Origin of the sequence: Niallia sp. FSL W8-0951 (assembly GCF_038006525.1) — a bacterium.
Taxonomy (GTDB): domain Bacteria; phylum Bacillota; class Bacilli; order Bacillales; family Cytobacillaceae; genus Niallia; species Niallia circulans.
Map to the genome: position 1 here is coordinate 2,047,547 of NZ_JBBOVK010000001.1, position 24,298 is coordinate 2,071,844.

The window sequence follows — 24,298 nt, forward strand, 5'->3', positions numbered from 1 at the left end:
TTAATGTCCCCCCAAATTAAAGCATATCAAGAAAACGATCACTAATTTTCTTGCCATCATCTGCAGTGCGACAAATAATTAGACAAGTATCATCTCCACAAATCGTTCCTAATATTTCATCCCAATCAAGATTATCAATTAATGCCCCGATCGCTTGTGCATTCCCTGGCAGTGATTTTAGGACAAGCAAATTTTCAGCTGAATCGATTTTCACAAAGGAATCCATTAACATTCTTTTTAATTTTTGTAATGGATTAAAGCGCTGATCAGCTGGTAAGCTATATTTATATCTGCCATCCTGAAGTGGCACTTTCACTAAATGCAGCTCTTTAATATCTCTTGATACAGTAGCTTGTGTTACATTATATCCAGCACTTTTCAGTTCATCTACTAATTCGTCTTGTGTTTCGATATCATTATTCGTAATGATTTCTCTTATTTTTATATGCCTCTGGCCCTTATTCATATATTCCATCCTTTATCATTGGTTATCATTTTTATTCCATATGTATCACTTTTTATTAAAAGTATTTGTTCCTTATCATACGTTCATTCGATTTTTTTAGACAATCTTCCTTTTATCTATTTTACCGTGTTTGTTCGTCTTTTTACAAGAACAAAGAAAACAAATTACATCTCCGCTCTATCTTTATTCATGATAGACAAACCAAAAAGGGTCAGCCTGCATGGAGAACCTTTCTATTAGCATCCCACGTTACTAATAGTTCTCTTGCTGCAGTCAAACCCTTTTACATAGCTTATTCTTCCGTTTCTTTTTTTGCTTTCAATTCGGAATGTGCCGCTTCTACCGTCTCTTTTATTTGAAAATAATGCGTTTTTTCCTCTGCACGCTCATCCCAATAGAGGTGGAGTAAAAATTCAATATTTCCATCTCCGCCTGTAATTGGTGAAAATGATAGGTTTTTAACAATATATCCTTCTTCTATAGAAAAAGCTATAATTTTCTCTAAAACGGACTCATGGACTTTACGGTCTCTAACAATCCCTTTTTTCCCAACTTGTTCTCTTCCAGCTTCAAATTGCGGCTTCACTAAAGCAATAACATCACTGCCGGATACTAATAGTGTCTTTAAAACTGGTAAAATTAGCTTTAGCGAAATAAAAGAAACATCAATTGAAGCAATATTCGGCATCTCACCTTTTAAATCGACAGGAGTTACATAACGAAAGTTGGTTCTTTCCATGACAATCACACGTTCATCTTGTCTAAGCTTCCACGCTAATTGATTATAGCCTACATCTAAGGCATAAGATTGTTTTGCACCATTTTGCAGGGCACAATCCGTAAATCCTCCTGTCGAGGAGCCAATATCAAGTAAGACTTTATCTTTCATATCGACATCAAATATTTTAAGTGCCTTTTCAAGCTTTAAGCCACCTCTTGACACATATTGAAGTGTCTTTCCTTTAACAGATAACTTAGAATCTGTATTTATTTTTTCACCGGGTTTATCTAGTCTATTCTCTTCACAGTAGACAATCCCAGCCATTACAGCTCTTTTTGCCTTTTCCCTTGTTTCGAATAAACCTTGCTCAACTAATAATACATCAATTCTTTCTTTCTTCATGAATGCTCTAAGCCCTCTTTTGTTTTTTTCTAGCAATGGCTGAAATTCTTTTTACAACTTCCTCTTTTGTTAAATTTATTTCTTCTAATAATGAATTTACATCTCCATGTTCAATAAATTCATCTGGAATTCCCATGCGATCTATTACATTTGCTCCATAACCATGGTCATGGGCATATTCGATACAATAACTTCCAAATCCGCCTTGCAGTACTGCTTCTTCAATCGTTAAAATTGGTATTTGCTTTTTCAATAAGTCAGAAAGCATTTTCTCGTCTAACGGCTTAATGAATCTCGCATTTACCACTTTAACATGAATCCCTTGTAATTCAAGCTGGCTGGCTGCTTCCATTGCCATTTCAATCGTTGTTCCAAATGTAAGAATTGCAGCATCAGAACCTTCTCTTAATACTTCCCATGTACCAATTGGAATCGTCTTTAATGTAGAATCAAGCTCCACACCAATCCCATTTCCCCGCGGAAATCTCATCGCAATTGGGCCATCATTGTACTGGATAGCCGTATTTACCATGTGCTGCCCTTCATTTTCATCCTTTGGCATCATTAAAACCAAGTTTGGCATATGACGTAAAAACGCAATATCATAAATACCTTGATGGGTTTCTCCATCTGCTCCTACTAAGCCGGCACGATCGATGCCAATAAAGACATTTAATTTCTGGCGGCAAACATCATGAAGCATTTGATCATATGCTCTTTGTAAAAATGTCGAATAAATGGCTAAAAACGGCTTCATTTTTTGTGTGGCAAGTCCAGCTGCTAATGTTACAGCATGCTGTTCCGCTATCCCGACATCAAGCATTCGACTAGGAAATTCTTTTGCAAATGATTCCAATTTTGAACCAACTGGCATGGCAGGAGTAACAGCAACGATTCGCTCGTCTTTTCTTGCCAACTTTAACACTGTATCACTCACTAGTTTACTCCATGCAGGTGCAGTGATAGCAGGTTTTACAAAATCTCCTGTCTCAATCTTATAAGGACCTGTTCCATGCCATGTACCGATTTTATCCTTTTCAGCTGGAGAAAATCCTTTGCCTTTTTTCGTAATGACATGCAGTAAAACTGGGCCAGATGTTTTCTTTGCATAGTTTAACTGTTCAAATAAGTCGTTATAATCATGACCATCTACTGGACCTAAATACGTAAAACCTAACTCTTCGAAAAAAACACCGGAAACTAACAAATATTTAAGACTATCTTTAATTCTTTCAGCAGTTGCAGCCATCTTGCCACCTACGGCAGGAATTTTCTTTAAGAGCATTTCTAGTTCATCTTTTACCCATTGATACTTCCCAGCAGTTCTTAATCTGCCTAATACTTGGTGAAGAGCACCAACATTTGGAGCAATCGACATTTCATTATCATTCAAGATAACAATCATGTTTTTCTTTTCATCGCCAATATGATTTAGTGCCTCGAGAGCCATACCCCCTGTTAAAGCTCCATCCCCAATAATAGGAATGATGTAGGAATCTTCCTTTTTTAAATCTCTTGCAACAGCCATACCCATTGCAGCAGATAAGGAAGTAGAGCTATGACCTGTTTCCCATACGTCGTGCTCACTTTCATTCATTTTTGGAAAACCACTTAAGCCTTTGTATTGTCTAAGCGTATCGAAATCCTTAGCACGGCCAGTTAATATTTTATGAACATAAGATTGGTGACCTACATCCCAAAGAAATTTATCCTTTGGGCTATCAAAACATTTATGAAGAGCAATGGTTAATTCCACCACTCCTAAGTTCGGACCAATATGGCCGCCAGTTTGAGAAAGTCTATTAATTAAAAAGTGACGGATATCTTCACTAAGGATATTCAGTTCCTCGTTCGATAATCCTTTTAAAAATGCTGGATTTTCTATTGACATTAAATCCATTTGTAACAACTCACTTTCATTCAGTATATAACCAATAAAGCGATGAAAACCACTCATTAATTGGTATATCTTCCTTCCGTTTAACCATTTCTTTTTGTCAAGATTGTATTATATATTAGAATACCTTATTTTTATCAAAAAACCTAATTTATTCGTATTATTAAATATGTATTATACCATTCCTTCACTGATAATAGTAGTAATTCTACATAGTTAGCACACAGAGGACTTTCCGTGCTTAAAAGAAGGATGCCTCAAAGCGGAGCATCACTAGCGCATTTTACAAATTTATCTTTTGAAAAAGCTCTAGTGATGTCAAATATTGAGACACCCTGATATGTGTTATTCGTTATTCTAAATTTTCCTTATATATATTTCGCTTAGTTTTATTATATACCATCTATAAAAAGCTTTTAAACCGTTTAAAGAGGATATTTTAATTATTTCTATAGGCAATTAAATCTGTAATTTCTTCTAATAGAAAGCGATCAAAATTTAAACCGGCTAGAAGACCTTTAGCCTGTTTAATATGCAGATCCAATTCTCTTTTTGCTCCATCCATAGTTAATATTTTCGGATAGGTGCTTTTGTGGTTATCCATATCGCTGCCAATTGGCTTTCCAATCACTTCTTCATCCCCTTCCAAATCGAGAATGTCATCTCTAATTTGGAAGGCTAAGCCTAGATGATAAGCAAAACGTTTTAATGTTTCTAACTCCGCGTCAGCAGCATCTGCTAATATTGCGCCAATTAAAATACTTACTTCTATTAGCTTTCCTGTTTTATGTAGATGTATATGTTCAAGATCTTTTTGATTTAACGTCTTGCTTTCCCCTTCAATATCGGCAATTTGTCCACCTACCATCCCTTCTGCTCCAGCTGCTTTTGCTAAAAAGCCAATACTAGTAAGAATCTTTTCAGATGGAATATTTTGTTTTGTCATATATGTCATCATTTGAAAACTATATGTAAGAAGTGCATCTCCTGCTAGAATAGCTGTCGCTTCTCCGTAAACTTTATGATTCGTCGGTAAGCCTCTTCGCAGGTCATCATCATCCATACTTGGTAAATCATCATGAATCAAAGAATACGTATGAATCATTTCAATGGCAGCTGCTGGCAGCAAACCTTCAAGTGGATCTTTTCCAAATGCTTGCAGGGTAGCAAATAAAAGCAGCGGCCGGATTCTCTTCCCCCCTGCATTTAGGGAATAGAGCATAGAATCTTTTAAACTGGAAGGAGCATTAAGCTTTTCGACATTTTTCTTTAGTTCTTTTTCCAGTACTTCTTTATAGTTTTTTGTAAATGCTGACAAAGAAATTTTATTCAAGTGTTATTCCTCCTCAGCGATGGAAAAAGGTTGTTTTTTGCCGTTTTCTAGCACTACTTCCGCTAATTGTTCTTCGACATTTTTTAATTTTTCATGACAGTATTTAGAAAGCTCCATTCCTTTTTTATACGTGTTGATAGCCTCTTCTAATGGAACATCTCCTTCTTCTAGTTTTTTAACGATTCGTTCTAATTCTTCCATAGCTTCTTCAAAGGTTGGCTTATTTTCTCGATTAGTTGCCATGTTTATCTCTCCTTTATCTCCATAATTTCTGCCTCTACCGTACCATCAGCCAAGTTTAATTCAATATGCTCCTTAGGCTTAACTTGCTTTATACTAGCTATTAATTTCCCATTTTGATCATATGCTACATTGTAGCCTCTTTCCATTATTTTCAACGGACTTAATGCATCCATCTTTCCTATTGTCGAAAGAAAAGACTGCTTTTTTGCTTGAAGAATAAGCTCCGTATTACGAATCATGTTTTTTTGTAAATTAGCCAAATCTTGTTGGGCCTTCATCACATATTGATGCGGGTGATTCCTTACTAGCTGCTTTTTTATTAATTGATGCTGATTATTCTTTTGCTCAAAAACTCTTTGAACATTACGTATTAATAATTCTGTCTGTTTGTCTAATTGCTCCATTTTTTGATCGTATAAAACTTTAGGATAACGAAAAGCATAGGAACGTTTAATTCTATTTAAACGTAACTTTTGCAATTCTACTTTTTCATTTATCCCTCTTATTAAACGGCTTTGTCTAGACAAAATCCTTTCCACCAGCTCATCGATATGAGGAACAGCGAGCTCTGCTGCACCAGTTGGTGTCGGTGCCCGCATATCTGCAACGAAATCTGCAATGGTAAAGTCTGTCTCATGACCGACAGCAGAAATAATGGGAATTCTGGAAGTGTAAATGGCTCTAGCAACGATTTCTTCGTTAAAAGCCCATAATTCTTCAATGGAACCGCCACCCCTGCCTACTATGAGGACATCAATTGCAGGAGACTCCTGTTCATTCGCCTGTTGAATCGCCTTTACAATAGAAGGAGCCGCTGTTTCACCTTGTACTAACGCGGGGTAAATCTGGATGTTAGCAATCGGATAGCGTCTTTTAATGGTTGTAATAATGTCTCTAATTGCAGCGCCAGTCGGTGAGGTAATAACACCAATTGTTTTCGGATATTTAGGAATTGTCTGTTTATGGTCTGCAAGAAACAATCCTTCTTGTTCCAATTTAGCTTTCAACTGCTCATAAGCTAGATAGAGCTGACCAATTCCATCTGGCTGCATATCAACCACATACATTTGATATTGACCGCTTGATTCGTATACGGTAATACTTGCTTTAATCAGCACCTTCATCCCATTTTCAGGCGTAAACTTCATTTGCTGATTATTCCGGGCAAACATAACTGCTAAAATTCTGGCTTTTTCATCTTTTAAGGTGAAATACATATGCCCACTTGAATGCTGCTTAAAATTGGATATTTCTCCTTTTACCATGACTTGCTGTAAATGAGGATCTGCATCAAATTTTCTTTTTATGTATTTCGTCAAAGCATGTACTGTTAAATACCGTGATTCCATTTATAAAAACTCCTTATACAGGATGGAAAAAGGGGTGTAGTATCATACACCACATCCCTTAATCATTCATGTTTATAGGTTATAGAAGGAAACAATTTAGGATGATAACAAATCTTATTTGCCGATATTGCATAAAAGATTTACATTGTCCACTAATCAGCTTTTTTCATCAAACCAACGTTTCTCTTAATATTACTGATTTTCTTTTATCTTAGATAATAATCCATTAACAAATCTACCAGATTGATCATCACCATAAAGTTTGGCAATCTCCACTGCTTCATCAATCGCAACATTTACAGGTACATCATCTGCTTGTCCATAAATCATTTCATATGTGGCTAGACGTAGAATGTTTCGGTCTACATTTGCAATTCTTTCTAGCGTCCAATTTTCTAAATATTGCTTTATCGTTTCATCAATAGAAACTTGATTATTTAATACCCCATCCACTAATTTTGTAAGGTAGGGATCAGATTTTTCTCCTTCTAATACATGCTCTATTGCTGTTTCTTTGTCTATATCACTAATATCAATTTGAAATAGTGCCTGTAAGGCCTTTTCTCTGGCAGTTCTTCTCTTCATTATTTAAGCTCCTTTAAAATCCTTCCATAGGTTTAAGACAACCTATTTATCTATGCTACATGAATAATAGCATAAATAAAAACAAAACTCTATCTTACGAGAAAAAAACCTATAATTAGTTTACTATTCTGGTCATTCTCACAAAAACAAAGGCTGTCCAGAAAAAACTTATAGAAACTAAGAGGAAGACCTATTAGTTTCTATTTTATTCTTTCCTGTTCAGCCTTTGTTATTTAAAGTCATTCTATGCTAATTTTTAGGAAGTATTATTCCTTACATTTCTTGCTGTAATTCAGGTTCTTGTTTTGCTGTTTCGAACTGAACACCAACAATATGAATATTTACTTCCTCTGTTTCCAACCCAGTCATATTGATTAATGTTTGACGAATATTATCTTGAATCTGCTGAGCAACATGCGGAATAGATACACCAAAATTCATTACGCAAAATACTTCTACTTTTATTCCTTCTTCACTGAGGTCGACTTTTATCCCTTTGTTATGGAGCTTTTTTCCGAACTTTTCCACGACGCCAGTTGCAAAATTGCTTCTCATTTGAGCTACACCTTCTACTTCAGAAGCAGCAATACTTGCGATAACCTCAATTACTTCAGGAGCAATTTCTACTTTTCCTAGACCAGTATACTCTTGGTTCATTTCTAAACTTGTTGTTTCGCTCATTACCTATTCCTCCTTTTAATCTTCTGATTTCATTAAATCATACATTTCTAAAAACTTTGTGTTGAAGTTGCCTGCCACAAACTTTTCATGATTAAGGAGATTTAAGTGAAACGGAATCGTAGTATCGACACCTTCGATTACAAATTCACTCAGTGCTCGTTTCATGCGGGAAATAGCTTCTTGTCTAGTAGATCCATAGGCAATCACTTTCGCAATCATACTATCATAGTACGGTGGGATCGTGTAACCAGGATAAGCAGCTGAATCAATACGTACTCCTAAACCACCTGGCGGTAAATACATCTTAATTTTCCCTGGTGAAGGCATGAAATTTTTCGCAGGATTTTCTGCATTGATACGGCATTCAATTGCCCAGCCAGTAAATGTAACATCCTTTTGATTATGTTCAAGAGGTTTACCTGATGCAACTAGTATTTGTTCTTTAATTAAATCAATACCTGTTACCATTTCTGTTACTGGGTGTTCTACTTGAATACGCGTATTCATTTCCATGAAGTAAAATGCTTGATTCTGATAATCAAAGATAAATTCAACAGTTCCTGCACCTGTATAATTTACTGCAGCTGCAGCTTTTACAGCAGCATCTCCCATTTTCGCCCGCATTTCTTCGGTTAATACTGGAGATGGTGTTTCTTCCAACAGCTTTTGTAATCTTCGCTGAATCGAGCAATCTCTTTCGCCTAAGTGAATGACATTCCCATAATTATCAGCAAGCACTTGTACCTCTACATGGCGGAAGTCCTCGATATATTTTTCTAAATAAACACCTGCATTACCAAATGCCGTTAATGCTTCTTGCTGGGTAATGTTAATCCCCTTAATCAACTCTTCTTCCGTTTTGGCTACACGGATACCTTTACCGCCGCCACCAGCTGTAGCTTTAATAATTACTGGATATCCTATTTCTTTTGCAAGTTCCATTCCCTCTTCTACATCTTTAATAATGCCTTGGGAACCAGGTACGATTGGCACACCAGCCTGTCGCATTGTTTCTCTTGCAACATCTTTTGTCCCCATTTTATTAATAGCCTCTGGACTAGGTCCTACAAACGTGATTTTGCAATCTCTGCAAAGTTCCGCAAAATCAGCATTCTCTGCTAAAAAACCATATCCAGGATGGATAGCATCACATCCTGTTAAAGTTGCTACACTAATTATGTTTGTAAAGTTTAAATAACTGTCTTTTGAAGCTTTCGGTCCAACACAATATGCTTCATCTGCAATTTGGACATGTAAAGCCTCACGATCAGCTTCTGAGTATATAGCTACCGTTTGAATATCCAGCTCACGACAAGCTCTGATGATACGAACAGCTATTTCTCCTCTATTTGCGATTAATAGTTTTTTTATCATGGATTAACCCCTCTTTGTTACGCCTTTACTAGGAATAATGGTTCCCCGTACTCAACAAGTTCTCCATCTTTTACAAGGATTTCTACAATTTCGCCATCTACTTCTGCTGTAATTTCGTTAAATAATTTCATCGCTTCTACGATACAAACAACAGAATCCTTTGTAACCTTATCCCCCACTTTTACAAATGCAGGAGAGTCTGGAGAGGCTGATTGATAAAAAGTTCCTACCATTGGAGAAGTAATTTTATGTAAGTTATCATCACTTGATTTTGCAGGTGTGTCTGCAACTACACTTTCCACTGCTACTTCTTTTGTTGCTTTTACTTCTTCTGGTTGAAATGTTTTTGTCACAACTGGAGCTTGTGCTGCTATTTCCACCATGTTCTTTTTAATTTCAACTTTCACGCCATCTTGTTCATATAAAAAATTGCTAATAGTCGATTCATCTATTAATTTTATTAGTTCTTTAATTTCTGAAATCTTTAACATATAATTGCACCCCTTAAAACATTCTATTAGGACTAGATACTAATATCATACGATAAGACCTTATGATAATTCAATAAGCATCTTTAAAACATGACTTTTTTGCTACTAAATCTTTTTCCATATTTTTCTCAGAAAGTTAAATCTGTAGGAAATCATCTCTCTTTCTCCCTACTTATCATACCACTATCTTTATAAAATAACTAATCAAAGCTGACCAATTAATCCGAAATCGCTTACTATTATATTTACTTTAAAAAGAGCAAAAATTAATTATCGTGAGGAGGAATGAATAGCAGAAGTTTTTCTCTAATAACCATTATTTTAAAATTCCATGCTTATTCCTTTAAAGAGGCTGCTGCTCTTCGTACGCTTTACCGAATTTACTCTTGAATAGTGATAAGATTATGTTAGAGGAAATAGGTATTCTTCTTCCTGCTGCTTTTAGTTATTTAAAAAACTGTAGTCACTTTCTAGCAGTGATCTACAGTTTTAAACGTACTATTCGCTTTTCCCCTCTTCTTGTCCTTGCTGCTTCACAGCTCTATTTATTTCGGATCAATTTTTACCGCAACATTTGCATTTGGTGCATCCATATTTTTGCGGACTAGCTGAACGATTTCATTGGCAGCATCTGCAGAAAGTTCTTCTGCTTTCACTGTTACTTTTACTGTGCCATCATCAGCAGTCTGAACAAGTACATCTTCATAGTTTTCTGCTTTAATAAGGCTTTCCATTATCTTTTCATTATCTGTCATTTCTTGTAGTTCGTTGATTTTTTCAGTTGCTTCATTTTTTTCTTCTGCAGTTTTATCTTTAGATCCTTGAATAGTTACTAACTCTTCTTTCATTTTGTCACGTTGTTCCATTAGATCTAGGCGCATTTGTTCAAAAACTGCTTCAGAATCAGTAGTAGTAACCGTGCTTTCTCCTTTGCTATCTTTCGCTGCTTCTTCTGCATCATTGCTTTTCCCTTTATTATTATCCTCTGTTGCTGCAAATTCATTTACACGGGATTCCGGTGAAGTAATATAGTATACCGATAACACCACTACCAAGCTTAACATTGTTAACAACCATACCGTTTGCTTTTTTAATAACATCTATTCTTCCCCCTTAGTTTTGTTTAGGTTGTACAGAAACTCTATGACTAGGAACATCCAGCGCCCGAGTAACTGCTTCTACAATCATCGTTTTTACTTTTATATCTCCAGCTCCTTTTGCAACAACGAGAACTCCTGCAATTTTAGGTTTCATCGTCTCCACTACAAGCGGAACTTGTTTATCCCCATTCGGTACTAATACAACTGTTTCTTCATTCGATGTTTCTTCCACATTTCGATTCCCTCCCTGAGTATCCTTTTCTTCTGTTTTCTGGATCGTTTGGGATTGGTTTTTTTCATATACTTTCTTTTCTGATCCTTCTATATTTACATAGACAATAGCGTCTTTAACCCCTGCTATCGCTGATATGGCTTCTTTAATTTCTTTTTTATATTGTTCTTCATAATCAGCAATGGTTAAATTACTACTATTGGCTTTTTGCCCAAATGTCTCTTCCGCCTCTTCAGAAGATGCTTCATTATTATAAGCAGCGACTTCTTGAGCTTTATTGTCTTTAAAGAACATATTGCTTAACAGCATAATGGCTGCTCCAAATAGTACAACGATGACAATATAAGTGGTTTTCCCCTGTTTTTTTTCGTTTCCGTCGCTTGACAGAACATTTTTCAACCAGCTTAATGGCCCTTTGTCCTTTTTATCCATTTTTCCCCTCCTCCCCTCCTTCGTACATAATTACAATTGCATCATTTCGCACTTCCCACTTTTCAGAAAGAAAGGAAATAATACTTTCTGTGTCCATTTGCTTTGTTTCCTTTTTATCAAGAAGAGGTTGCTGTGTATCAATTCGAACAGGGTTTACAGCTTCCACAACATTATTGGGATCCTGGCTTTCCTTCATATGAATAACCATTTCAGTTAGATTTGCAGGAAAGCCACCCTCTTTTTCTTTGTCAATTGATAATTGAATTGAATTAATCTCCATTCCGTAATTTGCTATCAACTCCTCATTTGCATCCTCTTTTAATTGGACAGCCATTTTATTTAATGTATATTCATCAAGTGAGGCTTGTATTTCTCTTTTTTTTAATTCAATGGAATTATTCATATTTTTTTGTTCAGGTTCACCCATGGCACTAGCTGAAAACACTGCTTCAAAGTCACTGGATATCAGCTTAAATACAGGTGTTAAAATGACGGTTATTAACAGCAGGCCTGCGACCATCTTTGCATATTTCTGAAAGGTAGAGTTAGGCAGTAGCATATCTACGACCGTTGCTAACAAAATAAATAGAATAATATTTGTAACCCATTCTGTAATAAAATTCATTCTTTCGCCCCCTTTTTACCTAACCATCATCGTTAGATTACTAGCAACAATGATCACTGTAATGCTTAGAAAAAACATCAGGGATACAATCGCAAGTGCCGCAAAGACATAAATGACACTTTTACTAATAACATCCAAACATTTAATAACAGGCCCGCCGCCAATTGGCTGTAGAATCGCTGCTGCAAATTTATAGATAAAAGAAATCATTAAAATTTTTATGGCTGGAAAAGCTACGAGAAGAAGGAGAATAACTACTCCTGCGATTCCAACCGTGTTTTTTAATAATAACGAAGCATTAATGACTGTATCTGTTGCATCGGTAAACATTCGTCCAATCACCGGGATGAAATTACCAGTTACAAACTTAGCTGTTTTGATTGTAATTCCATCCGTGATTGCAGAAGATGCTCCTTGCACAGAAATTACTCCTAGGAAGATAGTTAAGAAAATCCCTAGAATCCCAATACTAATATTACGCAGCAAATTAGCTAGCTGAGTAACTTTATATTGTTCGGACAAACTGCTGACAACATGAAGCAGCGTTGATAAGAATAATAGAGGCAGCACAATATATTCAATTAACATACCGCTTGTATTCATCAAAAATAATATAACCGGATGGAAGAATGCAGCAGATATGGCACCGCCAGAGGCTGCCATAAGCGCCAGCAATAGCGGGACAAAGGCTAATATAAAATGAGTCATATTCGAAATAGCATCACTGGCATAAGTGATAGCGACATGGAAGCTATTTAATGCCAGAATAATTAAAACCATAAAGACAATCGCATATGCCACCTTACTGATGGAGCTTTTCTCAAATGAATTCTGAAGCATTTGAAGCATGACACTAAAAATAGTCAGTAGAATTAACGAACCTAATAATTTGCCATTTACAATAATCTCGTGGAAAGCAAATTGAAGCATTCCATGGAAGAACCCTTGTAAATCAAAGTTTTTATTCCCTGTCATAAAATCATATAGACTGCCTTTTTGACTTTCTGGGAGAAAACCACCATACTCTGTTTTAATGGAATCCCAAAAAGTTGTTAATTCATTGAGATCCAGAGATTCTAGTTGAGATTCAACTAATTTTGTCGGATCCATTCCTTCTTCCTTTATTTCTTCTGCTTCTTGAGAGTCTGGTGATTCATGAGGTGAGGCTTGTACAATCGGTTGATATAGAAAAAAGAGAGCTGCCATAACGAGTAGGACGACTTTCAGCTTTGTTTTCAATTTTTTCACCTCGAAATAAGCGGTTTCCTAAGTTAATTGGGAATCATATTTAAAATAGTTTCAACTAAGACGGTTAAGATCGGAACAGCCATTGCCAATATTAATATCTTCCCTGCTAGTTCAATCTTGGATGCGATCGATCCTTGTCCCGCATCTTTTGTAATTTGCACAGCAAATTCTGCAATATAGGCAATACCAATTATTTTTAGAATCGTTTCGACATAAACGGTATTTACATTTGCATTCAATGCGATTCTTTCCACCATTTGGATGATTGCAGCTATTTGGTCTACAAGAAAAAGAAAGATGGCACAGCCGACAAAAACAACTAATAAAAAGGCGATATTTGGCTTTTGTTCTTTTACAACGAGTGCTAAAAATGTGGAAACAAGTGCAATTCCAACTATTTGAAGAATTTCAATGATGATATCCTCCTTTACCCTTGGAATAAAAATACTGCTTTGATTTTCTGGAATAAGTCATTTACAATATTCGCTACCATAAATAGAATGTAAATAAATCCAAATAATGTAACCCACTGTGCATATTCTTTTTTGCCGACTTGGTCGAGGATTGTGTGTAAAAAAGCAACAACGATTCCAACACCAGCGATTTTGAATATAATATCGACCTCTAAACCCATAAAAGTCTCCTCCTAAACTACATCAATAAAATGACAATCAGCAGACCCGAAAGAAATCCTAAGCTCCTTATCATTTTTTCATATTTCCCTTGTATTTCCCTTGCTTCCTCTTCTTCTCTTTCCAGATGGGTAAGTGTTAACATAATCTGCTTCTGCTGGGAAAAACGATCATGTCTTCCTAATGTTTCTCCAAATTGTTTCATAATTTCTAATTCTGAATCCTTCATCGCTGTTTTTTTCCAAATCTCATGCAAAGAGGCTGTCCATGCCTCTTTCACTGTTGTATCCTCTTTAAGCAGGCGTTCTGCAAAGCTCGCAAAAAAGGAACGTAATGGTTCACTTAATTGTTCAGCTAATCGTCTACTCGCTTCATGCAAAGGGGTATGTCCATACATAATCTCCGCCTCTAAAGATTGCAGAGCAGATTTTAAAGCGCGAATTTGCATTGGTCTTTGACTTAATAGCTTGGAAAATTCCATTCCACCCCAGCTTGTAGAAGCAAGGATCAAGATTGCACCAATTATTTTAATCATTTATTTCACCTTCATTTCATCCATCAATAACTGGCCTTGTCCATTTTTTATCGCTGTCACAGTCCCAGGACCTTTCCTTCTATTTAATTCAATATAACGTTCGAATATGCCCATTTTTATCATGCTAGAAAGCATTGGTCGTTTTTTTACTTCTTCCAAGCTTGAACCATGTGTAGTCATTATTAATTGAATACCTGCATTCACTGCTTCTAGTATTGCTTCTTCATCCTCTTTCCGACCAACCTCATCCACTATGAGGACATCTGGACTCATGGAGCGAATCATCATCATCATTCCTTCTGCTTTTGGACAAGCATCCAGTACATCTACACGGGGACCAAATGTCATTTGTGGAATACCATCCAAGCATCCGGCAATTTCAGACCGCTCATCCACAATTCCTACTTTAGCTGGTTTTAACAAAGAATTTTCCGTATCAGAAGAAATTAATCTAGCAATATCCCTCAATAAAGTCGTTTTCCCGGTCTGTGGAGGGCCAATAATCATCGTATGACGCCATTTCCCTTTATCATATAAATAAGGAATAAATGGATTAGCAATGCCAATTTGCTCCTTTGCAATTCGAATATTAAAAGATGCTACATCCCTTATTGCCTTAACTTTGCTATCTTGTAAAATGACCTTGCCTGCTAGTCCAATCCGATGTCCACCTTGAATAGTGATATATCCTCTTTTCAATTCTTCTTCCATTGTATAGACCGAATACTGACTGATTTTATTCAATAATTGGTTCCCATCTTCTTTCGAAACAATAAATGGAAAAAAGATAGAACGTCCATTTATAAATACTTCTAAAGGTCTACCTATGCGAACTCGAATCTCTTCCATCCCTAATCTTTCTGATGGAGGGATTGTGAGAATATGATTTTCGATTGCTTTAGGCAAAAAAGAATAGATAGTATTCACAATAGTTCCTCCTTAATGAAATTTCCTAGTTTAAATTGGCTGCTTTGTAATGACATATATAGGATGACTTATTAAAATGTATGCTTGTCTTCTTTTTTTATGTCATCTCTTCATTAATTCAGTTTTTTTTCAGAAAAAAAGTGACATTTAGTTACAAGTGGTTAAAAATTTGTTTTTTTTCAAATGCTATATAGGATTAAAAGCAAAAAATAAAGGAGGGGAAAAGACTTGAAAAGACTACTTATCGCCTTTCTTTCCATTAGTTTAGGGTTCTTTCTTTCCATGCAAACAATGGTAGAAAAGCCTGCTTTTAGCAAGGAACAACAGAAAAAACCAAAAAATGTTATTTTGCTCATCGGTGATGGTATGGGCATTGGACAAATGGAGATTGCTCGATTATTTGAACATGGAGTAAATGGAAGACTTTTTCTAGAAACACTTCCCTATACTGCCATAGTTCATACTTCATCTAGCAATAATCGGGTAACAGACTCTGCTGCTGGAGGAACAGCCCTTGCAATAGGAAGGAAAACAAATAATGGAATGATAGGTATTACACCAGAAGGAAAAAATGTAGATAGTATTTTAGACAAATTTAAAAAGGATGGTAAAAAAACGGCCATCATCACGACAAATTCTGTTACAGATGCAACACCTGCCAGCTTTACCGCAAGCGTCAATAATAGATGGGCAGACCAGGAGGAAATTGCTATACAACAATTGAATAATAAGGTGGATATTATCATGGGAGGAGGCAAAAAGTACTTTACTCATAAGGATAAACGAGGAATTGATCTTATCGGTGCTTATAAAAAAGCTGGATATGATTTTCTAACAACCGCTGAGGAATTAGAAAAAACGAATGCCCAAAAATGGCTTGGATTATTCGGTGATGCTCATTTGAATTTTCAACTTGATAGAAGTCATATCAAAACAACTGAACCAACATTGGAAGAAATGACGAAAAAGGCATTAGACGTGCTATCAAGTGAACAAAAAGGATTTTTTGCAATGATTGAAGGAGGTCGAATAGATCACGCCTCTCATGCTTCTGATATAACTGGTATATGGAAAGAAACAGTTGCATTTGATGAAGTGGTTAAGTACTGTGTGGAATGGGCGAATAAAAGAAACGATACATTGGTTGTTGTTGCAGCAGATCACGAAACAATGGGCATATCTGCTACAGAAGCGTTAGATATTAGTGGTTTAAAAAAGGTTTCAGCGTCCCCTCATTATATGGCTCAGCAATTAATAAAGAAAAAAACAAAAAATGGCTATACGACAAAAAGCATAAAGAAAGTTTTTAAAGACTATGCTGGAATAGACCTCAGGAAAGATGAGCTGCTTCAGCTGCAAATAAATCCGAAAGTAAATAACGGACAAGTATATCGAGAACAACAAATGGACTGGAAAATTGGCACTATTATCGCGAACCATTATCATGCAGGCATAGTACATCCACTCACCCAGCAGCTTAGTTCAACAGGCGGCCATACAAGCAATATGATTGTTGTATTTGCAGTTGGGACAGGAGCAGAAGAATTTCATGGTGTTTTAGATAACACCGATATCCCCAGAAAAATTGCTGAGATTATGGGATATGCCTTCTAAGAAATAAAAAGGGAAAGTCCAACCAATTATAACCACTTCGTCATATGCTATCATGAGGTGATATGATATGTTTTCTAAACCAACTTCCGTGACATATATATCAAACGAATTTCGTGCAACTGGTAAAAACATGCACTTTGGGATAGATTTTGCCCACAATGGCATCAATGCAATTAAAGCTTGTGCTGACGGGATTGTCAGCAGATCCTATTACTCGGCAAGTTACGGAGAATGCATTATGATTCTTCATAAAATATCTGGACAAGAATATGAAACAGTGTATGCGCATTTGAAAAGAGGATCTCGAAAAGTGAAGGTTGGCGATTATGTAAAAAAAGGACAAGTTATTGGCATTATGGGAAGTACAGGAGAATCAACAGGTCAGCATTTGCACTTTGAATTACACATTGGTCGTTGGAATATCAATAAATCTAACGCAGTTAATCCATTACCATATTTTGAATTAGATTCTAATACAATCCCTTCACATAATACAGAATATATTGTGAAAAAAGGGGATACCCTGTATCAAATTAGCAGAAAATTTAAGACAACGATTAAAGTTCTACGTGCTTTTAACCAGATAGAAAACCAAGATATCATCAAAGTCGGACAAAAAATCAAAATACCTTCCCAAAAGGCTGTCTATTATGTGGTCAAAAAAGGAGATACAGTCAGCCGAATAGCAAAAAATTTTCATACAAGTGCAGGAAAAATAAAGGAATGGAATCAATTGAAAAATGTAGACAAAATTTACCCTGGCCAAAAACTAAGAGTAGGATAAATTATATTTATCCTACTCTTAGACTGTAGACAAACTCTTATTTTTTGGAAATAAAAGACTGAGTTGGGTTTATTTATTAACTTCTTTGAAACAGGGTGTTGCTTTCCGCTATTTAATCGACACACCATTTTCTAAAATAAGCTGTTTATACCAATAATAGCTTTCTTTCGGTATCCTTCTTAAATCCTTTTCTTCATGCTCCGTTCTATTTACATAAACAAAACCGTAACGTTTTTTATATCCATTCAACCAACTTAACAGATCAGTAAAAGACCATGCGCAATATCCGATAATGTCCACTCCATCTGTTATTGCTTTTTTCATTTCTAATATATGATTCTTTAAATAATCAATACGGTAATAATCCTTTATTTGTCCATTCTCAGCAATTGTATCAATAGCACCTAAGCCATTTTCTGTAATAAAAATTGGTAAATCATATCTTGCTTGAACTCTTCTTAATGCTATTCGAAAACCAATTGGATCTATTTCCCATCCCCAATCTGTCTTTTGCAAATATGGATTTTCGACTGCATTAAACATCGGAATCTCTGGAGTAACTGCTTGACCGCTTTTAGGCTGCATTAAATATGGATCAGTTCCTAAAAATTCTTTTTCACAATCCTTGTCAGAAAGCTCCAATCGATTCTGCTGTGCTGTGCCACCATGGTAATAATTAATACCTAAAAAGTCTGGTTTAGCAGATTTTAATAAAATTTCATCTTCTTCCAAAACCGTGGGAGCAATTCCAAGTCTCGCTAGTTGTTTCCTCACAAACCTTGGATAAGTCCCTTTACAATATACATCTAGCCACCAATCATTGTTAAAGGACTCGCCATTTTCTGCTGCCAATACATTAGCTGGATCTGCATTTAAAGGGTACATCGGTCCATATCCAAAACTTGGTCCGATCTTTCCATTCGGCACTAATTCATGAAATAACTTAATTGCTTCCGCATTTGCAAGATTAATAATATGATTGGCTTCATACATTCTTTTTAAATCGGTAACTCCAGGTGGATGTATGGCCCATCGGTAACCAAGTGTGGTGAAAACATTTTGTTCATTCATGGATACCCAATAAGTAACCTTTTTTCCCAATCTACGATATAACACTTCACAATATTTTTTAAAAGCTTTAATTGTTTCTCGAGACTCCCAGCCATTAAAGCGATCCTGTAATGATTGTGGTAAATCCCAGTGATAAAGAGTGATAACCGGCTCAATTTTATTAGCCAATAACTCATCTACTAATCTTTCATAAAATAATAAGCCTGCTTCATTCACACGACCGTCACCATCTGGAATTACTCTGCTCCAAGAAACGCTAAAGCGATATGCCCTTAAACCCATTTCTGCCATCAATCTCACATCATCCTTATATAAATGATAATGATCGACGGCTACATCTCCAGTTGTTCCTTCATATGTTTTTCCTTTTATTTTGGAGAAAGTATCCCAGATAGAAGGCCCTTTCCCATCAACATTCCAAGCACCTTCAATTTGGTACGCAGCTGATGCAGCACCCCATAGAAAATCGGCTGGAAAGTCATCTAGTTGTTTATGGTACATAACTTCTGTCCCTCCTTTTCCTTAACCCTTCTACTCGTTTAGCCAAGTGTCCATTTTTGTTTGGATGAAACAATCCGGGTGGAATTATTCTCTACTTTCACTTCTGGAGCTGGAGGAATATCCGTTACTCCATGTAAAATAATTTCATATTTATTTATGCCAGTAACCTCTATTTCATACTGCCCGTGCTTTTTCGATAACATGACATTCGCTTGTTTTTCTCCATCTTTGCTATATATCGCAGCTGAAAGGAGTTGGTTTTCATGTAAATCATATACGTGAATCTTCGGCTTTTCCGTATAATCATATACTGCATGTTCCCTGCAGCTTCCTTCGATAATAATGCTATTTGGGCGGACCAATAACGGCAGCGTAAAATAATCATACGATTGCTCATACCAATGACCACCCTCATATAATTCTCCTGTTAAATAATTGGTCCAAACTCCTTTTGTCTCTGGTACATAAAAATTAACTTTCCCGTCTTCTCTAAAAATTGGTGCTACTAATAGATGATCTCCGAGCATGTATTGACGATCTAAAGTATGAGTAGAAATATCATGTGGGAACTCTAAAACCATTGGTCTCATCATAGGTATCCCTTTTTCTGCAGTATATACAGATTGAGCAATTAAATATGGCATTAAACTCAGTTTCAATTTTGTAAAGGTGCGTGTAACCTCCACTGCCTCTTCTCCATACATCCAAGGCACTTTATACTCCCAGCTTCCGTGATAGCGGCTATGGGAAGATAATAGGCCAAACTGCGTCCATCTTTTATAAATATCTGGCGTTGCTCCTGCCTCAAATCCTGAGATATCATGACTCCAATAACCAAAACCGCCAAGGCCAAAAGATAACCCTGCCCGAAGTGTTTCAGCCATTGATGGATAATCAGAAGTACTATCCCCACCCCAATGTACTGGAAACTTTTGCGAACCAACGGATGCAGACCTGGCAAAGACTACGGCTTCTTCTTTGCCGCGCACCTCTACTAAAAGGTTATAAACTACTTCGTTATACAAATAGGCATAGTAATTATGCATTCTTTCCGGATCAGATCCGTCATAATAAACGCAATCTATTGGAATACGTTCGCCAAAATCTGTCTTAAAAGAGTCGACTCCCATATCAAGCAAAGAGGTTAACTGGGACTGATACCACTTTACTGCTGCAGGATTAGTAAAATCCACAATTGCCATTCCTGCTTGCCACTTATCCCATTGCCAAATATCACCATTAGCTTTTGTTAAGAAGTAGCCTTTTTCCATTCCTTCATCAAATAAAGGTGACTTTTGGCCAATATACGGATTAATCCAAACACAGATTTTTAATCCTTTTGCTTTTAACCTCGCTAACATCTTTTCAGGTTCTGGAAAGATATCTTGATCCCAAGTAAAATTGCACCATTCATATTCTTTCATCCATAAACAATCAAAATGAAAAACTTCTAAAGGAATATCATGCTCTGCCATTCCATCTACAAAAGAAGTAACTGTTTTTTCATCATAATCTGTTAAAAAGGAAGTACTTAACCAAAGACCAAAGGACCATGCGGGCGGCATTGATGGTTTCCCTGTCAAGTCAGTATAATTTTCTAATACTTGCTTTAGATTTCCGCCCCCAATTACATAATATTCCATCATTTCACCAGGTACGCTAAATTGCACCTTCGACACCTTTTCACTTCCAATTTCAAAACTAGCTTTCCCTGGAGTATTCACAAATACACCATACCCATTGCTGCTTACATAGAATGGAATATTTTTATATGCCTGTTCCGTACCAGTCCCTCCGTCTGCATTCCAAATATCGACTGTTTGCCCGTTTTTCACAAAATTAGTAAACCGTTCTCCTAAGCCATAAATGTTTTCTCCTACACCAATAGACAATTGTTCACTGATATGGGAATCTCCCTGTGGATCTTTAATATATCCTTTACTTCTTGGATTGCTTTCTGTAAGGATTCGTCCCTTATATTTAAAAGTTATCGTAAAGGTTTCTCCCTTTGTCACAACGGCACTTAAATCCCCAGCAACAAAAGAATATGCAGATTCCGATTCTGAAATATCTGGAACAATTTCTTTTTTATTGATCACAAAACACGGCTCAAGTTTTTTTGTTCCTTTATAATGGTACATTCTGACACCGATTATATCTGGATGTGGAGTGAATAGTTCAATGGTCATCATCCCGCCATCTAATGTTGACCCTTTATGATTTATATAGGAAAAAGGAGCATATAAAGTTAAGATATTTTTTGATTGTCTTGTCGAATACACATGTGTAGCATAATTCACTTCAAAACCGTCTTTAACTAACCATCCGCCGTTAAGAAATTTCATTTCTTTCACACTCCCCTTGCTTTAAATGGTTTTCTACTAAAATATAAGCCCCCCATAAACCCGAATCATTATAATGCTTACAAATTTCAACAGGTATCATGAAATCTTGCCAGTAAGGTATCGAGTTTAATGCCTCGTTTATATAAGGATATAGTGCAGGATTTTGACTTATGCCGCCACCAATTAGAACCTTCTCGGGATTGAAAATAACGACAGAATTAAATATCGCTACCGCAACGTACTTACTCCACTCTCTAATTATCGCTTCTACCTTGTAATCATTTATTAGAGAAAATATTTCTTCACCAGTTATTTCCACTTCAGGCGGAAGTCTATATTTTTCTTTATAAAGGCTGATAAGTGCACTTGTGGATGCTAACTCATGAAGTGTTTTATTCGGAAATCTCCCATAATCTGTTAGCATCATACCTAATTCACCAGCTCGATAAGAGTGACCCTTCATTGTTTGATTCTGATAGTAAATCGCACCGCCTACTCCCGTCCCAAGCGTTAAGAGAATAAAATCATTATTATCAATTGCTGCACCATTATACTTTTCTGCTATAGCGGCACAATTCGCATCATTTTCTATATAGATTGGACAATCCATTGTTAATCTTCTCTTTACTTCATTTACTATATTTACTCCATTTATAGAAGTAATTGCGCCTGCAAGAATAGGAACTCCATTTACTGTATCAATAAACCCTGGAAAGCTTATACCTATTCCTTTAATAGATGCTAACAGGCTCAATTCTTCTATTTTTGCAGCCAAACTAGATAGAAAACTATCTTTGTCAACCTTATCTGTTTTGAATTTTCCTTTTTGAACAATGTGAGAGTCTTCGATCAATCCATATTTCACATATGTTCCACCTACATCAAAACTTATGACAGCCATTACCAATCTCCCCTTAAAGGGATGAAACAGTAGAAAGATAGGAAAAACTATTCTGCTTTGTTCCAACAGAGTCGTTTAAAGAAGAAATAGTTTTTATTTCCTCAGATGTTTCACCCATAAAAGTAAATCTTTAATTCTCCCATAACTTCATGCGATCTTTTACTAATCCAGTCATATCCGAACTAGCTTTATCAATCCCCATCTCTTTTAATTTTGTTTGCATTTCTGACCATTTCTGTTCAAACTCACTTGGAGGGGAAATGATAATATCAGTAATTGCTTGTGTCGTGTAGTCGTCTGCCTTTTGTTGAATCACTGTCAAATCACTGCTTGCTGGAATAGCTATTTCAAAAGCACGACCGTGCTTTGTCTGTCCTAATTCATCTGGGGATGGGAAGAAGTCTGCCCACACTTCATGACCATAACTACTTATAACCTCTTTTTCTTCCTCAGTGTAATTCGACATGGCTAATTCTTTCGTATCAGACCTTGATATTGGTTGCCCAGTGGAATCAACTGCTCCTGTTCCCCATTGTGGAAACGGGTAAATATAGTTCCCGACTCCTGTTTTAAGGGAATAATTAGGATCTGTTTGCGATTCTTTAATATCGGTAGCAACACGTTTTCCATCCTTGATTTCATAGTTTTCTCCTTCAATCCCCCAGTTAACTAAGATTTGTGCTTCTTCTGACGCCATCCAGTCTAAAAATTCAAAAGCCTTTTCTTGTTGTTTACTTGTAGAGGAAATGGAAACACCAATCGTACCTGTATATCCATAGTCTTTTGTATCTGGCTGTAAAATACCTTCTTCCAATGTCACAGGAAGTGGTGCGTAAGTTCTCCACGACTGGCCGTCTGCTTTAAGGGCCGCAATTCCATCATTTATATCCCAGTTTTGATCCGCTAAACCTATGACACGACCCGAAGATATTTTTGCGATATATGTGTCATATTTTTGAGTAAAACTCTCTGGATCTACTAATCCTTCATCATACATATGGTTGAGCCATTTAAAGTACTCTTTTACTTTCTCATCTTGGAATTTATATCTTGTCTCGCCTGTACTTTCATCCACCAGCCATTGCCCATCATCTTGATATCCAGATGCATATCCTGCTGGGTTTCCTACTGTAATGAGCCATCTCCAGTCACTACCTAATAAAGATAAGCCAATCGTATCTTGTCCATTGATTTGCGGATACTTTTCTTTATAAGCTTTTAAAGCATTCTCGTAATCTTCTAAAGTTTTAATCTCTGGATAGCCTAATTCTTTTAATACTTCTAATTGTATTTTAAATGTTCCGCTAGGATTTAATACTGTATTCGTCATGCCGCCTGTACCCACATGGTAAATCTGCGGATCTTCTGTATTGTTCTTTAGGCGGACTAGTTGATCACCATACAGAGCTTTCAAATTTCCCCCCTTGTCTTCAATCAGTTCATCTAATGGGATAACAGCTCCAGCATCAATTAATTTATTAAGATCGCCTTTGCCAAAAATTAAGTCAGGATAATCGCCGCTTGCAATCATTAAAGGAACTGCTTGTGTATCGCCACCAACCGGATGAGAAATTTCTAACTTTACCCCTGTTTTTTTGGTAATTTCTTTAGCAACTGGATTATCAAATTTGTCATCCTTCGTTAAATCCGCACTAAAAAACGTTAGGGTTGTAATGTCTCCATCTTGCTCTTTTTCTGAATCAACAGCATTATTACAAGCTGCAAGTAACAGACTTGCCGAAAACACCGAACCTGCCATTATCATTTTCTTCCATTTCATTAAAAATCCCTCCTAATAATAAGCAAAAT

At 36.3% G+C, this 24,298-nt stretch carries 24 protein-coding genes; 2 read left to right on the plus strand and 22 right to left on the minus strand.

Annotation, left to right across the window (positions count from 1 at the left end; all coding sequences use genetic code 11):
* Positions 1-16: 16 nt before the first annotated feature.
* From ahrC to spoIIIAA, 18 genes are all read right to left on the minus strand, one after another.
* Entirely contained in the window at positions 17-466 is a 450-nt protein-coding gene (ahrC, locus tag NSS71_RS10285; RefSeq protein WP_047941121.1) for a transcriptional regulator AhrC/ArgR, read from the minus strand.
* A 292-nt stretch (positions 467-758) separates the two neighbouring features.
* Positions 759-1,589 (minus strand): TlyA family RNA methyltransferase, encoded by an 831-nt coding sequence (locus NSS71_RS10290; RefSeq protein WP_047941122.1) that lies wholly within the window; start codon positions 1,587-1,589, stop codon positions 759-761.
* A gap of 7 nt (positions 1,590-1,596) precedes the next feature.
* Positions 1,597-3,489: a 1-deoxy-D-xylulose-5-phosphate synthase gene (dxs, locus tag NSS71_RS10295; RefSeq protein ID WP_341151966.1), complete on the minus strand. Its 1,893-nt coding sequence runs from the start codon at positions 3,487-3,489 to the stop codon at positions 1,597-1,599.
* A gap of 436 nt (positions 3,490-3,925) precedes the next feature.
* On the minus strand, positions 3,926-4,819 hold the full coding sequence (locus NSS71_RS10300; protein ID WP_061798448.1) for a polyprenyl synthetase family protein: 894 nt from the start codon (positions 4,817-4,819) through the stop codon (positions 3,926-3,928).
* 3 nt (positions 4,820-4,822) lie between these two features.
* The gene (locus tag NSS71_RS10305) at positions 4,823-5,062 is read right to left on the minus strand and encodes an exodeoxyribonuclease VII small subunit (protein WP_341151626.1); all 240 of its coding nucleotides are present in this window, start codon (positions 5,060-5,062) and stop codon (positions 4,823-4,825) included.
* 2 nt (positions 5,063-5,064) lie between these two features.
* The gene (gene xseA, locus NSS71_RS10310; RefSeq protein WP_341132687.1) at positions 5,065-6,411 is read right to left on the minus strand and encodes an exodeoxyribonuclease VII large subunit; all 1,347 of its coding nucleotides are present in this window, start codon (positions 6,409-6,411) and stop codon (positions 5,065-5,067) included.
* A gap of 192 nt (positions 6,412-6,603) precedes the next feature.
* Positions 6,604-6,996, minus strand: a complete 393-nt coding sequence (gene nusB / locus NSS71_RS10315; RefSeq protein ID WP_047941126.1) for a transcription antitermination factor NusB — start codon at positions 6,994-6,996, stop codon at positions 6,604-6,606.
* Positions 6,997-7,269: 273 nt separating this feature from the next.
* On the minus strand, positions 7,270-7,677 hold the full coding sequence (locus NSS71_RS10320; protein WP_047941127.1) for an Asp23/Gls24 family envelope stress response protein: 408 nt from the start codon (positions 7,675-7,677) through the stop codon (positions 7,270-7,272).
* Positions 7,678-7,692: 15 nt separating this feature from the next.
* Positions 7,693-9,051: an acetyl-CoA carboxylase biotin carboxylase subunit gene (accC, locus tag NSS71_RS10325; protein ID WP_047941128.1), complete on the minus strand. Its 1,359-nt coding sequence runs from the start codon at positions 9,049-9,051 to the stop codon at positions 7,693-7,695.
* A 17-nt stretch (positions 9,052-9,068) separates the two neighbouring features.
* Positions 9,069-9,542, minus strand: coding sequence for an acetyl-CoA carboxylase biotin carboxyl carrier protein (gene accB, locus NSS71_RS10330; RefSeq protein ID WP_047941129.1), 474 nt, complete (start codon positions 9,540-9,542; stop codon positions 9,069-9,071).
* A gap of 545 nt (positions 9,543-10,087) precedes the next feature.
* Positions 10,088-10,642 (minus strand): SpoIIIAH-like family protein, encoded by a 555-nt coding sequence (locus NSS71_RS10335; RefSeq protein ID WP_047941130.1) that lies wholly within the window; start codon positions 10,640-10,642, stop codon positions 10,088-10,090.
* A gap of 13 nt (positions 10,643-10,655) precedes the next feature.
* Complete coding sequence (gene spoIIIAG, locus NSS71_RS10340) at positions 10,656-11,306, minus strand: stage III sporulation protein AG (RefSeq protein WP_047941131.1); 651 nt, start codon at positions 11,304-11,306, stop codon at positions 10,656-10,658.
* Positions 11,299-11,931 carry a stage III sporulation protein AF gene (gene spoIIIAF / locus NSS71_RS10345; protein ID WP_061798454.1) on the minus strand — a complete coding sequence of 211 codons (633 nt, stop codon included), beginning with the start codon at positions 11,929-11,931 and terminating at the stop codon, positions 11,299-11,301. Before spoIIIAF ends, spoIIIAG begins: the two co-directional genes overlap by 8 nt.
* Before the next feature lie 15 nt (positions 11,932-11,946).
* Positions 11,947-13,179, minus strand: coding sequence for a stage III sporulation protein AE (gene spoIIIAE / locus NSS71_RS10350; RefSeq protein ID WP_047941133.1), 1,233 nt, complete (start codon positions 13,177-13,179; stop codon positions 11,947-11,949).
* Between the two features lie 23 nt (positions 13,180-13,202).
* Complete coding sequence (gene spoIIIAD / locus NSS71_RS10355; RefSeq protein WP_336044534.1) at positions 13,203-13,598, minus strand: stage III sporulation protein AD; 396 nt, start codon at positions 13,596-13,598, stop codon at positions 13,203-13,205.
* Positions 13,599-13,606: 8 nt separating this feature from the next.
* A complete protein-coding gene (gene spoIIIAC, locus NSS71_RS10360; protein ID WP_016204918.1) occupies positions 13,607-13,813 on the minus strand; it encodes a stage III sporulation protein AC in 207 nt (68 codons plus the stop codon).
* 17 nt (positions 13,814-13,830) lie between these two features.
* Complete coding sequence (gene spoIIIAB / locus NSS71_RS10365) at positions 13,831-14,346, minus strand: stage III sporulation protein SpoIIIAB (protein ID WP_341151627.1); 516 nt, start codon at positions 14,344-14,346, stop codon at positions 13,831-13,833.
* Positions 14,347-15,273 (minus strand): stage III sporulation protein AA, encoded by a 927-nt coding sequence (gene spoIIIAA, locus NSS71_RS10370; RefSeq protein ID WP_095258935.1) that lies wholly within the window; start codon positions 15,271-15,273, stop codon positions 14,347-14,349.
* 228 nt (positions 15,274-15,501) lie between these two features.
* Here spoIIIAA and NSS71_RS10375 point away from each other — a divergent pair, with 228 nt between their 5' ends.
* On the plus strand, positions 15,502-16,887 hold the full coding sequence (locus tag NSS71_RS10375; RefSeq protein ID WP_341151628.1) for an alkaline phosphatase: 1,386 nt from the start codon (positions 15,502-15,504) through the stop codon (positions 16,885-16,887).
* Between the two features lie 67 nt (positions 16,888-16,954).
* A complete protein-coding gene (locus NSS71_RS10380) occupies positions 16,955-17,671 on the plus strand; it encodes a M23 family metallopeptidase (protein ID WP_336044514.1) in 717 nt (238 codons plus the stop codon).
* Between the two features lie 108 nt (positions 17,672-17,779).
* Here NSS71_RS10380 and NSS71_RS10385 read toward each other — a convergent pair whose 3' ends face one another.
* The 4 genes from NSS71_RS10385 to NSS71_RS10400 all read right to left on the minus strand — a co-directional run bounded on the left by NSS71_RS10385 (position 17,780) and on the right by NSS71_RS10400 (position 24,269).
* Complete coding sequence (locus NSS71_RS10385; RefSeq protein ID WP_061798461.1) at positions 17,780-19,243, minus strand: glycoside hydrolase family 1 protein; 1,464 nt, start codon at positions 19,241-19,243, stop codon at positions 17,780-17,782.
* Positions 19,244-19,281: 38 nt separating this feature from the next.
* Positions 19,282-21,588, minus strand: a complete 2,307-nt coding sequence (yicI, locus tag NSS71_RS10390) for an alpha-xylosidase (RefSeq protein WP_336044519.1) — start codon at positions 21,586-21,588, stop codon at positions 19,282-19,284.
* A complete protein-coding gene (locus NSS71_RS10395; protein WP_336044522.1) occupies positions 21,575-22,489 on the minus strand; it encodes an ROK family protein in 915 nt (304 codons plus the stop codon). The genes yicI and NSS71_RS10395 overlap by 14 nt, the downstream gene beginning before the upstream one ends.
* 130 nt (positions 22,490-22,619) lie before the next feature.
* Positions 22,620-24,269, minus strand: a complete 1,650-nt coding sequence (locus tag NSS71_RS10400; RefSeq protein WP_336044524.1) for an ABC transporter substrate-binding protein — start codon at positions 24,267-24,269, stop codon at positions 22,620-22,622.
* Between the last annotated feature and the right edge of the window lie 29 nt (positions 24,270-24,298).